The following is a 12,174-nucleotide window of genomic DNA, read 5'->3' as shown; positions in this document are numbered from 1 at the left end:
ATCCCCGAGGTATTTCCAGCCAGATGAAGAGCGGATCAGGGTTTGGTGGGGTGGCGATCGGGCAGTTGGATGTTTGCCACCTGCTCGGCTATGGGAGCCGAGGCGAGAGGATGGTGCGAGGCATCTGCAAAGGTCTCGGGTTTGCTGATCTTTTGCCATTGACCTTGGACATAGGCCTCTAGCCCTGAAAACTTGGCCTTGTAGCCCATTTTCGGACTGCCGGGGACCCAGTAGCCCAGGTAGACATATGGCAAACCGGCCTCGCGCGCGATCTCGATATGGTCGAGGATCATGTACGTACCCAAGGAGTTTTGGGGTTGGTTTGGATCGTAGAACGAATACACCATGCTAAGCCCGTCATCCAGAACATCGGTCAGGCTGACGGCGATCAGGTTTCCGGTTTCGGGGTCAGCATATTCCACAACGCGGCTGCGGATCGGGGTTTCCTCGATCATCGCGGCGAATTCGAAAACGTCCATATCGGCCATGCCGCCATCGGCGTGGCGGGTATCCAGATAGTGGCGGAACAGCTCGTACTGGTCGTCGGTGGCCCAGGGCGAGGTTGCGCGGCGTTCCAGATATCCATTGCGTTTGGCCGCACGTTTCTGGCTTTTGGTCGGGCGGAAGGCCGAGACGTCGATCCGGGCGGAAAGGCACGCGGCGCAATCGCTGCAGGATGGGCGATAGAGGACGTTCTGTGACCGGCGAAACCCTTGCTGGGACAGTGAATTGTTCAACTGATCCGCGCCTGAGCCTTGCAGGGCGGTGAAGAGTTTGCGCTCCATCCTGCCCTCAAGGTAAGGGCAGGGTTGGGGGGCCGTCACATAGAATTGTGGTGCAATTGGCAGCGTATGTCGCATGAAGGTCCCGTGTAGCCTCGGACCGGATGATAGCAACGGTTTTTCAAGCCGCCAAGTGATTCAAGTGTGTTGCGTTCAGGCCCGCTGATTGATCATGACTGTGCCAAGGAAAGCATCCGTCAGACCCTGGCAGCGCGCACTGGTCAGCATCATGATCACAGACACGATCTGGACCACGAAAAACGCCATGCTGATGAAGTATCCAGCCGTATGGGCCACGGCTTTGCCCATATCCATGCGTTCGCCGAACGCGTCGCGCAGCTCGATCCCCATGAAGCGCATGCCCAGCGTGGCAGACCCGTTCGAGATCGTAATGACCCGGTAGACAAAGCTGATCACGGCGTAGATCAGTGGCAGAAAGAACAGTCCCACACCGACCGTCAGGAAGACGGGGACGATGCACAGAAGTGAGATCAAGGCGATGTCGAACAGCCATGCGACAAAGCGCTTGCTTGCGACGGACTGGTAGAATTCGGGTTGCGTATCAGGATCGGGCAGGTGGTTCATGGTCAGGTATCCGAAAGGGAGGGTGGTGTTACCCTGTCCCGAATGGTCGGGGCAGGGCAAGTCAAATCAGGCCGGTTCGCCTTTGCCGTCGTCTTCGTGGTTTTCACGAGCGCGTTCGTCCATGAACTGGTCGAACTCGGCTTTGTCCTTGGCTTCGCGCAGGCGGCGCAGGAAGGATTCGAAATCCTGCTGTTCACGCTCCAGACGGGCCAGGGTGTCGGCCTTGTAGGCGTCGAAGGCGCTGTTGCCTGATGGTTTCATTGCGCTCATGTGACTGCGCATGGATTTGTGGCGACTGCAGGACTTGCTGAACATGCGTTTGCTCCAGATCATGTAGGCCAGAAGGGCGAGGCCCAAGGGCCAGAAGAAGATGAACCCAAGAACCATGGCAGCGATCCAGGCGCCTTTGCCTTTGTCGTCCATCCAGGCCTCGGCACGATAGAGCCACCCCGGATTAGCGGGTGCGGCGGGTTCGGACAATGCGGTCATGTGATCTCTCCTGGGGTTGATGTAAATTCCTTTCACATGATCTAGATGGGGAGCGTTTGCGGGGTTGCAAGGGCTCTATGTGAAAAAGATTTACATTTTCGGATTTGGTTGACGGTGCAGGCTTCGAGCAGCACGGTGCAAGCATGATGACTGAGAACACAACCGCACCGGCTCTTGCAGAGATATTGGAATTGGAAAAGCAGGTATGGTCTGCCTTGGTAAGTGGTGACGCCGACGCTGACCGGGTGCTTCTGAGCGCCGATTTCCTGGGTGTCTATCCGTCGGGTTTTGCAAACCGGGACGACCATGTCGGGCAATTCGCTGAGGCTCCGACAATGGCCGATTTCAAGTTGAGCGAGGAGCGCCTGCGGATTTTGACCCCGGATATCGTGTTGTTGTCCTATCGGGCAGATTATGTGCGACCGGGCGCGCAGGAGTGGGAAGCGATGCTCATATCCTCGCTCTGGGAACGCCGGGCGGGGGCTTGGATCAACAGTTTCAGTCAGGACACCACGGTCGAGCTGGATTGAAGCGTTTGCCGCATTGACCTTGCCACCCAGCGGTGCGCAGGCTCCGGATATGAGTGAAAGTCTGACCATCAACCGTCTGCCGCGCGCGTTCGACCAGTCTTTGGGCGATGAAACCCGCGCGTTGCTTGCCGATCTGACGCCTGAACAAGGCGATCTGGTCGCCGGAACCGCAGGGTCCAGCCCGTATCTGAAGGGCCTGATCGAGCAAGAAAGAGAGTGGCTACCACAGGCATTGCACCAGCCCGACCACGCCTTGGCAGAGGTCATGGAGGCTGCGCGCGCCCTGGCGCCGGATCAGCTCAAGCCGGGTCTAAGGTTGGCCAAGCGACGTATGGCAGTTCTGACCGCTTTGGCCGATATCGCAGGCGCTTGGCCGCTGGAAAAGGTCACGGCAGCGCTGACCGATTTTGGCGCACTGACGGCGGATGTGGCCGCAAAGGCCGAGATTGCCGCCTTGGTCCGCCGCAAGAAGCTGCCCGGGATGACCGAGGATGATGTCGAAACCGCTGCCGGGATGGTCATTCTGGCGATGGGGAAGATGGGCGCGCATGAGCTGAACTACAGCTCGGATATCGACCTGATCGTTCTGTTTGACGAGACGCGCTTTGACCCGGATGATTTCTACGAAGCGCGTCACGGAATGGTACGGGCAACGCGCAATTTCTGCGCCACGCTCAGCGACAAAACCGCTGATGGCTATGTGTTCCGCACCGATCTGCGCCTGCGCCCCGACCCGGCGGTGACGCCGGTCTGCATGGCGACAGAGGCGGCCGAGCGGTACTATGAAAGCCTCGGCCGCACATGGGAGAGGGCCGCCTATATCAAAGCGCGCGCCTGTGCGGGCGATCTTGCGGCCGGAGAGCGTTTTCTGGATACTCTGAAACCCTTTGTCTGGCGTCGGCATCTGGACTTTGCCGCCATTCAGGACGCCCATGACATGCGCCTGCGCATACGTGAAAACAAAGGCACGGGCGGCAGCCTCTCGATCCCCGGCCATGATATGAAACTGGGGCAGGGCGGCATTCGCGAGATCGAGTTTTTCACCCAAACCCGACAGTTGATTGCGGGGGGGCGTGACCCCGATCTGCGCGTTCGCGGTACGGTGCCCGGGCTGGCGGCTCTGGCGCAGAAGGGCTGGGTGCCGGAAGAGGTTGCGGAAAAGCTGACCGATCACTATCGCGCGCATCGCGAGGTCGAACATCGCATTCAGATGATCCACGACGCCCAGACTCACAAGGTTCCGCAATCAGACGATGGGATCGAACGGGTCGCCTGCCTGATGGGTCTCAGCAGTGCTGATCTGACCAACGATCTGACCCGTCGCCTGACCGAGGTGCATGAACTGACCGAGGGCTTTTTTGCGCCGGGCACAGGCCCTGCACCCGCGCCTACGCCCGAGGTGAGGTTTGACAAGAATGTCCTCGCCCGCTGGGCCACCTATCCGGCCCTGAGGTCGCAGCGCGGACGGCGCATTTTCGACCGCCTCAAACCCGAGATCCTCTCGCGTCTTGCCAAAACCGCGCAACCCGAAGAGGCCCTGCTGGCGCTTGACGGGTTTCTGGCGGGGCTGCCAGCGGGCGTTCAGCTGTTCTCGCTCTTTGAGGCCAATCCGCATCTGATCGACCTGTTGATCGACATCGTCGGAACCTCTCATGCGCTGGCGTCACATTTGTCGCGCAACGCCTCGGTGTTTGACGCGGTGATCGGAGGCAGTTTCTTCAGCGATTGGCCCGGTTTGCAGGCTTTGCAGGCCGAGTTGGTGGAAGAACTGGCGCAGGAAGCCGACTATGAAACACAGCTGGATCTGGCGCGGCGCTGGTGCAAGGAATGGCATTTCCGCATTGGTGTTCACCATCTACGCGGACTGATCGACGGGGCGCAGGCCGGACGACAATATGCCGAGCTTGCGCAAGCCGTGATCGCCGCGATTCTGCCCTATGTGACGGAAACCTTCGCTCGCAAACACGGCCCCGGACCGGGGCGCGGAGCGGCCATACTGGGCATGGGGTCACTGGGGGCAGGGCGGATCAACTCGCAATCCGACTTGGATATGATCGTGATCTACGATCCGCTTGATCAGGACATGTCCGACGGTCCACGCCCGCTGGCAACGCGAACCTACTACGCACGGTTCACTCAGGCGCTGATCACGGCGCTTTCGGCTCCGATGTCTCAGGGGCGGCTTTACGAGGTCGACATGCGCCTGCGCCCCTCGGGCAATCAAGGGCCCGTTGCCACCAGTTGGGCCAGCTTCACGCATTACCAGCAGGAAGAGGCCTGGGTGTGGGAACATCTCGCCCTGACCCGCGCGCATATCGTCGCCGGGGATGCCGGGCTGGCGCAGGACATCGAAACCTTCAGAACTAAGCTTTTGTCGCGCCGCAGGGAGGCAGACAAAGTCCTGCATGAAGTGTCCGAAATGCGGACGCGTCTGGCGGCGGCCAAGGCCCCGGCGGGCGTTTGGGATGCCAAGAACGGCCCGGGCCGGATGATGGATATCGAGTTGATGGCCGAGACCGGCGCGCTGATGGCGGGTATCGCGGACCGGGATGTGGCCTCTGGCCTGAACGGGGCGGTCGCTGTCGGTTTGTTGGATGTCGCGCAGGCGCAAACATTGCAAGACAGCTACGATCTATGCTGGTCGGTACAATGCGCGGCGCGGCTGCTTTCGGGCAAGGTGATCGAGGCGGACAAGATTGGTGAGGGCGGGGCGGCCTTCCTGTGCCGCGCCACCGGGTTCGAGCAGGTCGAAGCGCTGCAATCCGCATTGCAGGACAGCTACTCCACCGCCGCCGCAATCATCGGCAGCGCAATCAAAGAGGATGAAGATGGCGCGCAGCACTGATCCAAACGACCCCAAGGGCCTGATCCGCGAGGCGTATAACATCGAAGGCATCGCCATGCCCGAATGCCGCAGTATCTTTCTGGACTGGGCGCTTAGCCTGCCCGATGGCGTAGATCAGAAACAGGCTCTGGCCGATCTGCACGCGGCCTATTCTGCGCAGGAACCCGATCATCCCATGACACAGGTGATGACCGAAGGGCTGCAGGCCGCACAAGCGCCCAAACGGCGCGGCGGCTGGCGCTCTCGCCAGCGCTAGGGGGTTTTCCTTCGGGCTGTTCACGACTATGAGGCGGTCATGACCCAAGCCGCTGACCGCCCCCGTATCCGCCTGAAACCCAAAGCCAATGCGCGCGGGCTGCGCCATGGGTTCCCATGGGTCTATGCCAACGACATTGTCGCCGACCGGCGCACGCGAAAAATCGCCGCCGGGGCGCTGGCCGTGCTTGAGGATGAAAACCGCGCGCCGATCGCTCTGGTCGCCGTGAACCCCGAGTCGAAAATCATGTGTCGCGTGCTGGATCGCGATATTGACGCCGATCTGAACGCGGACTGGTTCGAGACCCGCCTGCGCCGCGCGCTTGAGATGCGCGAATGCCTGTTTGACGCGCCATACTACCGTCTGATCCACGCCGAGGCCGATGGCTTTCCCGGCGTGATCATTGACCGTTTCGGCGATGCCTGCGTGATCCAGCCCAACGCCGCCTGGGCTGAGGCGCATCTGGAGGTGCTAACCGACGCGCTGGTCAAGGTGACTGGCGTGACAACCGTTCTGAAAAACGCCTCGGGCCGGACTCGCGGGTTGGAGGGGTTGGACGACGTCAACCAAACCCTGCGCGGAACCGCACCCGACGCGCCTCTGCCCGTTCCCATGAACGGCGCGACCTACATGGCCGACCTGACAGGCGGTCAGAAAACCGGCCTGTTCTACGATCAACGTCCCAACCATGCTTTTGCGGCGCGTTTGGTGCATCCCGAAGCTCAGGTGCTGGACGTGTTCAGCCATGTGGGCGGCTTCGGCCTCGCCATGTTGGCGGGTGGGGCGGCACGGGCGCTATCCGTCGACGGGTCTGCCGCCGCGTTGGATCTTGCCGCCAAAGGGGCCGAGGCAAGCGGATGTGCTGGCCGGTTCCAGACCCGCCAAGGCGACGCTTTCGATGTGCTGGCACAACTGGGCGAAGAGGGCGCGCAGTTCGATGTCGTCATCTGTGACCCGCCCGCCTTTGCACCATCAAAACAGGCCCTCGACGCTGGGCTGCGCGCCTACGAACGCATCGCCCGCCTTGCCGCGCCGCTGGTTAAACCCGGCGGCTACCTGGGCCTCTGCTCCTGCTCGCACGCTGCCGATCTGGGCCGCTTCCGCGATGCCTCATCTCGTGGGATCGGACGGGCCGGGCGGCAGGCGCAACTGATCCACACGGGCTTTGCCGGACCGGATCATCCGCAACTGCCGCAACTGGCTGAAAGCGGCTACCTCAAAGCCGTATTCTACCGGCTGTGAAGGCGGTTCTGGATACCTGCGTCATCTACCCGACGGTGATGCGAGAGATGCTGCTGCGCGCGGCAAAACTCGGCCATTTCACTCCCATCTGGTCCGCGCGTATCCTTGAAGAATGGGCTCGCGCCGCCCGTAAACTCGGCCCCGAGGGCGAGACACAGGCCCGCGCCGAGATCGCCCTGACCCAAGCGCAATGGCCCAAAGCCGAACGCGCGGCCCAAAAAGGCATCGAACAGCGCCTCTGGCTGCCCGACAAGGCCGATATCCACGTTTTGGCAACAGCCATTGAGGCCTCGGCAGATATCATCGTCACCGTCAACGCCAAAGACTTCCCCAGAAACATCCTGTCCGAAGAAGGGCTTGAGCGCCGCGACCCGGATGGCCTGCTCCACAGATTCTGGCAAACCGACCCCACAGGCATGACGGAAGCCGCCAACGCGGTCCTATCGGAAGCCAATCGTCTGTCCGGCGATCAATGGACCCTGCGCCCGCTCATGAAAAAGGCCCGCCTGCCGCGTCTTGGCAAAGCCCTGACCACCTAAGCGCGATCCCCCTTCATCTGGCTAAAAATACCTCGGAGAGCGCGAGAGGCTGGCCTCTCGCTGCGCAACCTCAGCCACGCGCCCAACGCTGCTCCAAAGCCTCCAACGCCGCAATCCGCTCATCCGTCTTCGGGTGGCTCATCAACCACGCAGGTGCCATGCCCGCGCGCTGCTGCGTCAGGTCTTCCAGCTTATGAAACAAAGATTTCTGCGGCGCGATCCCGATCCCGGCCTTGGTCAGCAAGGCGGCGGCATATTCGTCCGCCTCATACTCATCCTGCCGGGACAAACGCGAGGCCAGCAGCGAGGTCAGCGCATTCGCGATCATCGCCCCGATGAAAGGAATGAACCGGTTCAACACCATGATCAACGCGGTCCGCATCGCGTTCTGACCCGAGAAATCAATCATCCGCCGCTTCGCATGCCCCAGGGCCACATGACCCAGCTCATGGGCAATCACGCTCGTCATCTCCTCGGCCGAGACCTCACCGTTGCGAAACTTGCGATAAAACCCGCGCGTAATGAAAATCCGCCCGTCCGGCGCGGCCAGCCCGTTCACCGGATCGATCTCGTAGATATAAACCGGCACCCGCTCGATTTCCAAAGCGGCGGCCAGCCGGTCCGTCATCCGTTTGAGGGCAGGGTCCGCCAGTTCAGTCGATTTCTGATCCAATTCACGATGGGTGCGCCAGATGGAAATCCGGTACATCGCAAGGCCATAGGCAATCGCCAGAAGGATCGGGGTTAAGCGAAGCATGTCATAGATATGGGATTTGGTACGCATCTGGACAACCAAATTCTTTGTCATACACGCCAAAGATACCCTCATGGATGATTTCTGAGCGCTTTTAATGTAAACTCCATCGGATGTTGCAGAAGGTGGTGTTGTGTCCGACCCGTATTCCGATCTCGCCTCAATGGATGAAACGCTTCAGACTCGTATCGCGGATGCGATAGATGCGCGCTGCGTGGATCCCGCGCAGATAGACATCAGGCGGTCCTACCTGTCCGATATCGAATTGCCACCGAATGCCAGCGCGGTCGAACTTGGATCGGGGACCGGACATGTTACCCGGGATTTGATCACCATGGCGGGCGCCGAGAGCGCCTTGGGGCTCGAGCCCTCTCCGGTTATGGTAGAGCGGGCCAAAACCCACTTCGCGGATATCCGCAACCTGACATTTTCCATAGGAGACGCAAGGCGAACGGGTTTACCCGAACAGAGTTTTGACCTTGTTGTGATGCACACGCTGCTATGTCATGTGCCCGAACCTGAAACCGTGATCCTAGAAGCTCATAGGCTTTTGAAACCGGGTGGCGTGCTGGCGATCTGCGACGGGGATTACAGTACGGCGACCGCCCGGATCGCGGATTACGACCCGCTGGACGAACTGGTGCGCTTCATGATCAATCAGAATGTGACCAACTTGTGGATCATGCGTCAGATTTCGGGATTGCTGAGCGATGCGGGCTTCTCTCTGGGGGCGCAAAAAGGACATGGCTATGTTGCAGAAGGTGAGGCAGCATATTTCCTGACCGTGATCGACCGGGGTGCAGATCGTATGGTCGAGGAGGGGATATTGCAACCCGCCACGGCCGAGGCCCTCCGGCAGGAGGCCCGCGAACGCGTCGCAAACAACACCTTTTTTGGCTATATGTCCTATGTCAGCCAGATCGCCTACAAACAGTAGCGACGAGATGACCCTACCGCGTCAGTTCCCGCATGCCCTGTTCCAGTCCGGCCAGTGTCATCGGAACCATGCGGTTCTCGAAAATCTCCTGGATCATGCCGATGGACTGGGTGTAGCCCCAGTATTTCTCGGGCACCGGGTTGATCCACAGGTTTGACGTCCACTGCTCGCGCGCGCGTTGTAGCCAGACCTGGCCTGCCTCCTGGTTCCAATGCTCGTTGGCGCCGCCGGGATAGGCGATTTCGTAGGGGCTCATCGAGGCGTCGCCGACGAAGATGCATTTGTAGTCGCCGCCATAGGTGCGCAGTACTTCGTGGGTGGGGGTCTGCTCGTGGTCTCGGCGGATGTTGTCGCGCCAGACGCCTTCGTACAGGCAATTGTGGAAGTAGTAGTATTCCAGATGCTTGAACTCGGTCCGTGCGGCCGAGAACAGCTCCTCAACCACCTTGATATGCGGGTCCATGGAGCCGCCAACGTCGAGAAACAGCAGGACCTTGACCGCATTGTGCCGCTCAGGCCGGGTTTTGACGTCGAGATAGCCATGTTCGGCGGTGGCGCGGATGGTGCCGTCCAGATCCAGCTCCTCTGCCGCGCCCTCGCGGGCCCAGCGGCGCAGGCGCTTCAGGGCGACCTTGATGTTGCGCGTTCCCAGTTCAACAGTGTCGTCCAGGTTCTTGAATTCGCGCTTGTCCCAGACCTTCACCGCGCGCTGGTGACGGCTTTCCTTCTGGCCGATCCGCACGCCTTCGGGGTTGTAGCCATAGGCCCCGAACGGAGAGGTCCCTGCCGTGCCGATCCACTTATTCCCTCCCTGATGACGGCCTTGCTGCTCTTTCAGGCGTTCGCGTAAAGTGTCCATCAGTTTGTCAAAGCCGCCAAGGGCTTCGATCTCGGCCTTTTCCTCGTCCGAGAGGTGTTTTTCGGCCATCTTGGCCAGCCAATCCGCGGGGATGTCGACCGCCTCTAGCACCTGATCGAAACTGATCTCGCCCAGCCCTTCAAAACTGGCGGCAAAGGCGCGGTCGAACTTGTCGATATTGCGCTCGTCCTTCACCATCGAGACACGGGCGAGATAGTAGAACGCCTCGACATCATAGGTGGCCAGACCCTTTTTCGTCCCCTCAAGAAAGGTCAGATACTCTCGCAGAGAGACGGGAATGCCTGCTTTTCTGAGATTCTCGAAAAAGGGCAGGAACATGGGCTACACCACGAACCGCACAAGGATCAGAGACAGGATCAGGCCCAAAAGCGCAAAGGCAATACCATAACCTGCCGCGTATTGCGCCATGTCGGCCCGGTTGCCGTTGCGCTTGCGTGCGGCCATTGCGCCCAGGATCGCACCCAAAGCAGCCATTCCCAGTACTACGAGCATTCGTCTGTCATCCGCCTGTGTTGTTTTCCGAAGATCCGACGTCGCCCTCGGCCAGAGACCGGGCCACCAAATCCGAGCCAAATCCGTATCGTGCCCATCCGATACTGTCCAGCCTGACCGCGCGCGCCTGCTGATCCTGTCCGGCCTGTTTCAGCGCCTCGGATTTCAGCAGCAGCAGCGTGGCCAGAAGTGAGGCGTTTTCCGCCCGTGTCATCACATCTATTGCAGAGTTCAGATCGGGTAGAATCTCAGGCCCTCTGTCCTGTGCCAGCGCAAAAGAGGCCGTTTGCGCCGTGACATGGGCGCGGTGAACCTCGGTTCCGGGGGTGGCGTTCAGGAATTGCAGGGCGATCTGGTAGTTCTGCAAGGCGACTGCGGGATCGCGGAACTGGATCATGCGGCCCATCAGATAGTGCGGATAGGCACGGCGATGGTCGGTCCAGCCCAGTTGCTGTCCGATCTCGGCCGCGCGTTTTGCGGCGCGCAGCTGTCGGGGCGAGCCGGGACCGGGACCCAGAGCTTTGTTGATCGCGTCGATCCATTCGCGCGGGGTTTCGGTCAGCGGTTGAACCGTCAGCCTGTCGCCACGCGGATTGAGACGGCTGAGCAGGCCGGGGATCACGGCCTCAACCTGTTCGCGGGTCATCCCCGAACGCAGCTCAGGCGAATAGGCCGCCCGCAGGATCAGCATGTCGAACCCGGTCAGAACGGTGTGGATATTGTCATCGTTGAACACGGAATCGGGCAGGTGATAGAGGTCGTTGAGCGGCCCCAGCGCCTGTGCCAGTTCCTCATGCAGGCAGTCGCGGATTTCCTGCGGGCTGACATCTGCGGGGATGAAAATGCCCAGACGCTCGCGCCGTTGCAGCTCGGTCCAGCTGCTTTTGGCCTTGCGGCGGTCGCGGCGGTATTCCTCAAGGCTGGATGAATTGGGGACCACGAAACAGGCGGCATTGGGCAGGATGCGTTGAATGTCGCGCTGGGTGACGGCCTCGATGGTGATGTTGGCCTGACCTTCGGGTATCTGCCGGATGTCGATCCCGGCCTCGCGCCGAATGCGGGTCAACAGGCTGGTCAGGTCACGCTGCATGCTGGCCGTTGGCATGCCGGTCAGGCGCACGGTGACGGGCGTTTCAAACCGGGTGAAAACCGGCAGTTCCACGCCGCTTTCCAGCGCAAAATGCAGGTCGACGAAATCGGCAGCGATGTTGGTATTGGACCGTGCCGGGGGCGTAGGGCGCGCCACCGAGAACGACTTGGCGGGGGGCAGGGATTGCTCTACGACCTTGACGTTATCCGGCAGTTCGATCCGTTCGATCGTGGTACAGGCCGACAGCGCCAGCACTGCGACGAGGGCGCTTAGCCGCCTCATGCGCGGTTGTACTTTATGAACGGGGTCAGAGTGCCAATGCGGTCATAAAGCTTGCGTGCGGTGTGATTGAAATCCTGCGTCAGCCAGTAAACTGACGGAGCGCCCTGGCGGTCAGCCTCATCATAGACCGCCTGAATCAGGGCGCGCCCTACGCCGGTTCCACGCGCCTCGGGACGGGCGAACAGGTCCTGTAGATAGCAGACATTTTCCACCTTCCACCCATGACGGTGAAACAGGAAATGCGTCAATCCAACCAGCCTGCCGTCCTGTTCCGCAACAAAGCCCGAGAAATCCTGTGGGTCATCCCCCAACAGACGTGCAAATGTCGTCTCATAGATCGAGTCGGGCAGGGTCGTTTCGTAGAACGCAAGGTAGTCACGCCACATCTCGGCCCATTGGGCCTTGTCCTCGGCGGTCAGCGGGCGGATGTTCAGATCTTTGGCCAAGCGATGCGTCCTGTCGATTTTTGGT

The 12,174-nt window shown here is 60.6% G+C and carries 14 protein-coding genes; 6 read left to right on the top strand and 8 right to left on the bottom strand.

Features of this window, described 5'->3' with window-relative positions; genetic code table 11:
* Nucleotides 1–35: 35 nt before the first annotated feature.
* From AC2FD8_RS04050 to AC2FD8_RS04040, 3 genes are all read right to left on the bottom strand, one after another.
* Complete coding sequence (locus tag AC2FD8_RS04050) at nt 36–860, bottom strand: arginyltransferase (RefSeq protein WP_496854158.1); 825 nt, start codon at nt 858–860, stop codon at nt 36–38.
* 75 nt (nt 861–935) lie between these two features.
* Nucleotides 936–1,367 carry an RDD family protein gene (locus tag AC2FD8_RS04045; protein WP_496854157.1) on the bottom strand — a complete coding sequence of 144 codons (432 nt, stop codon included), beginning with the start codon at nt 1,365–1,367 and terminating at the stop codon, nt 936–938.
* A 66-nt stretch (nt 1,368–1,433) separates the two neighbouring features.
* Entirely contained in the window at nt 1,434–1,856 is a 423-nt protein-coding gene (locus tag AC2FD8_RS04040; protein WP_496854156.1) for a DUF2852 domain-containing protein, read from the bottom strand.
* A gap of 146 nt (nt 1,857–2,002) precedes the next feature.
* On the opposite strand from AC2FD8_RS04040, the gene AC2FD8_RS04035 reads away from it, so the two are divergent.
* Genes AC2FD8_RS04035 through AC2FD8_RS04015 form a run of 5 tightly spaced genes read left to right on the top strand, consistent with a single transcriptional unit; the run spans nt 2,003 to nt 7,268 of the window.
* Nucleotides 2,003–2,386: a DUF4440 domain-containing protein gene (locus AC2FD8_RS04035; protein WP_496854155.1), complete on the top strand. Its 384-nt coding sequence runs from the start codon at nt 2,003–2,005 to the stop codon at nt 2,384–2,386.
* A gap of 49 nt (nt 2,387–2,435) precedes the next feature.
* The gene (gene glnE / locus AC2FD8_RS04030) at nt 2,436–5,231 is read left to right on the top strand and encodes a bifunctional [glutamate--ammonia ligase]-adenylyl-L-tyrosine phosphorylase/[glutamate--ammonia-ligase] adenylyltransferase (RefSeq protein WP_496854154.1); all 2,796 of its coding nucleotides are present in this window, start codon (nt 2,436–2,438) and stop codon (nt 5,229–5,231) included.
* Nucleotides 5,215–5,487 carry a hypothetical protein gene (locus AC2FD8_RS04025; RefSeq protein WP_496854153.1) on the top strand — a complete coding sequence of 91 codons (273 nt, stop codon included), beginning with the start codon at nt 5,215–5,217 and terminating at the stop codon, nt 5,485–5,487. The genes glnE and AC2FD8_RS04025 overlap by 17 nt, the downstream gene beginning before the upstream one ends.
* 39 nt (nt 5,488–5,526) lie before the next feature.
* Nucleotides 5,527–6,729 carry an RSP_2647 family RNA methyltransferase gene (locus tag AC2FD8_RS04020; RefSeq protein ID WP_496854152.1) on the top strand — a complete coding sequence of 401 codons (1,203 nt, stop codon included), beginning with the start codon at nt 5,527–5,529 and terminating at the stop codon, nt 6,727–6,729.
* Nucleotides 6,726–7,268, top strand: a complete 543-nt coding sequence (locus AC2FD8_RS04015) for an RSP_2648 family PIN domain-containing protein (RefSeq protein WP_496854151.1) — start codon at nt 6,726–6,728, stop codon at nt 7,266–7,268. Before AC2FD8_RS04020 ends, AC2FD8_RS04015 begins: the two co-directional genes overlap by 4 nt.
* A 70-nt stretch (nt 7,269–7,338) precedes the next feature.
* Here AC2FD8_RS04015 and AC2FD8_RS04010 read toward each other — a convergent pair whose 3' ends face one another.
* Nucleotides 7,339–8,025: a M48 family metallopeptidase gene (locus tag AC2FD8_RS04010; protein ID WP_496854409.1), complete on the bottom strand. Its 687-nt coding sequence runs from the start codon at nt 8,023–8,025 to the stop codon at nt 7,339–7,341.
* A gap of 130 nt (nt 8,026–8,155) precedes the next feature.
* Here AC2FD8_RS04010 and AC2FD8_RS04005 point away from each other — a divergent pair, with 130 nt between their 5' ends.
* Nucleotides 8,156–8,959: a methyltransferase domain-containing protein gene (locus tag AC2FD8_RS04005; protein ID WP_496854150.1), complete on the top strand. Its 804-nt coding sequence runs from the start codon at nt 8,156–8,158 to the stop codon at nt 8,957–8,959.
* A gap of 13 nt (nt 8,960–8,972) precedes the next feature.
* On the opposite strand, the gene AC2FD8_RS04000 is transcribed toward AC2FD8_RS04005, so the two are convergent.
* Genes AC2FD8_RS04000 through AC2FD8_RS03985 form a run of 4 tightly spaced genes read right to left on the bottom strand, consistent with a single transcriptional unit; the run spans nt 8,973 to nt 12,149 of the window.
* Nucleotides 8,973–10,157, bottom strand: a complete 1,185-nt coding sequence (locus AC2FD8_RS04000; protein ID WP_496854149.1) for a vWA domain-containing protein — start codon at nt 10,155–10,157, stop codon at nt 8,973–8,975.
* Nucleotides 10,158–10,160: 3 nt separating this feature from the next.
* Entirely contained in the window at nt 10,161–10,331 is a 171-nt protein-coding gene (locus tag AC2FD8_RS03995; protein ID WP_496854148.1) for a hypothetical protein, read from the bottom strand.
* A gap of 7 nt (nt 10,332–10,338) precedes the next feature.
* Nucleotides 10,339–11,703 carry a DUF2927 domain-containing protein gene (locus AC2FD8_RS03990; protein WP_496854147.1) on the bottom strand — a complete coding sequence of 455 codons (1,365 nt, stop codon included), beginning with the start codon at nt 11,701–11,703 and terminating at the stop codon, nt 10,339–10,341.
* Nucleotides 11,700–12,149: a GNAT family N-acetyltransferase gene (locus AC2FD8_RS03985; RefSeq protein ID WP_496854146.1), complete on the bottom strand. Its 450-nt coding sequence runs from the start codon at nt 12,147–12,149 to the stop codon at nt 11,700–11,702. Before AC2FD8_RS03985 ends, AC2FD8_RS03990 begins: the two co-directional genes overlap by 4 nt.
* Nucleotides 12,150–12,174 lie beyond the last annotated feature (25 nt).

The sequence above is a fragment of the Ruegeria sp. YTSC192 genome (genome assembly GCF_059609705.1).
Note: the sequence above shows the minus strand (reverse complement) of the source record. Positions and strands in the feature narration are given on the sequence as shown.

What these genes read in the sequence shown, in the direction of transcription:
- AC2FD8_RS04035 (WP_496854155.1), top strand. Translation starts at nt 2,003, where the DNA reads ATGACTGAGAACACAACCGCACCGGCTCTTGCAGAGATATTGGAATTG.
- AC2FD8_RS04045 (WP_496854157.1), bottom strand. Translation starts at nt 1,367, where the DNA reads ATGAACCACCTGCCCGATCCTGATACGCAACCCGAATTCTACCAGTCC.
- AC2FD8_RS03990 (WP_496854147.1), bottom strand. Translation starts at nt 11,703, where the DNA reads ATGAGGCGGCTAAGCGCCCTCGTCGCAGTGCTGGCGCTGTCGGCCTGT.
- AC2FD8_RS03995 (WP_496854148.1), bottom strand. Translation starts at nt 10,331, where the DNA reads ATGCTCGTAGTACTGGGAATGGCTGCTTTGGGTGCGATCCTGGGCGCA.
- AC2FD8_RS04040 (WP_496854156.1), bottom strand. Translation starts at nt 1,856, where the DNA reads ATGACCGCATTGTCCGAACCCGCCGCACCCGCTAATCCGGGGTGGCTC.
- glnE (WP_496854154.1), top strand. Translation starts at nt 2,436, where the DNA reads ATGAGTGAAAGTCTGACCATCAACCGTCTGCCGCGCGCGTTCGACCAG.
- AC2FD8_RS04000 (WP_496854149.1), bottom strand. Translation starts at nt 10,157, where the DNA reads ATGTTCCTGCCCTTTTTCGAGAATCTCAGAAAAGCAGGCATTCCCGTC.
- AC2FD8_RS04050 (WP_496854158.1), bottom strand. Translation starts at nt 860, where the DNA reads ATGCGACATACGCTGCCAATTGCACCACAATTCTATGTGACGGCCCCC.
- AC2FD8_RS04025 (WP_496854153.1), top strand. Translation starts at nt 5,215, where the DNA reads ATGGCGCGCAGCACTGATCCAAACGACCCCAAGGGCCTGATCCGCGAG.
- AC2FD8_RS04020 (WP_496854152.1), top strand. Translation starts at nt 5,527, where the DNA reads ATGACCCAAGCCGCTGACCGCCCCCGTATCCGCCTGAAACCCAAAGCC.
- AC2FD8_RS04010 (WP_496854409.1), bottom strand. Translation starts at nt 8,025, where the DNA reads ATGCTTCGCTTAACCCCGATCCTTCTGGCGATTGCCTATGGCCTTGCG.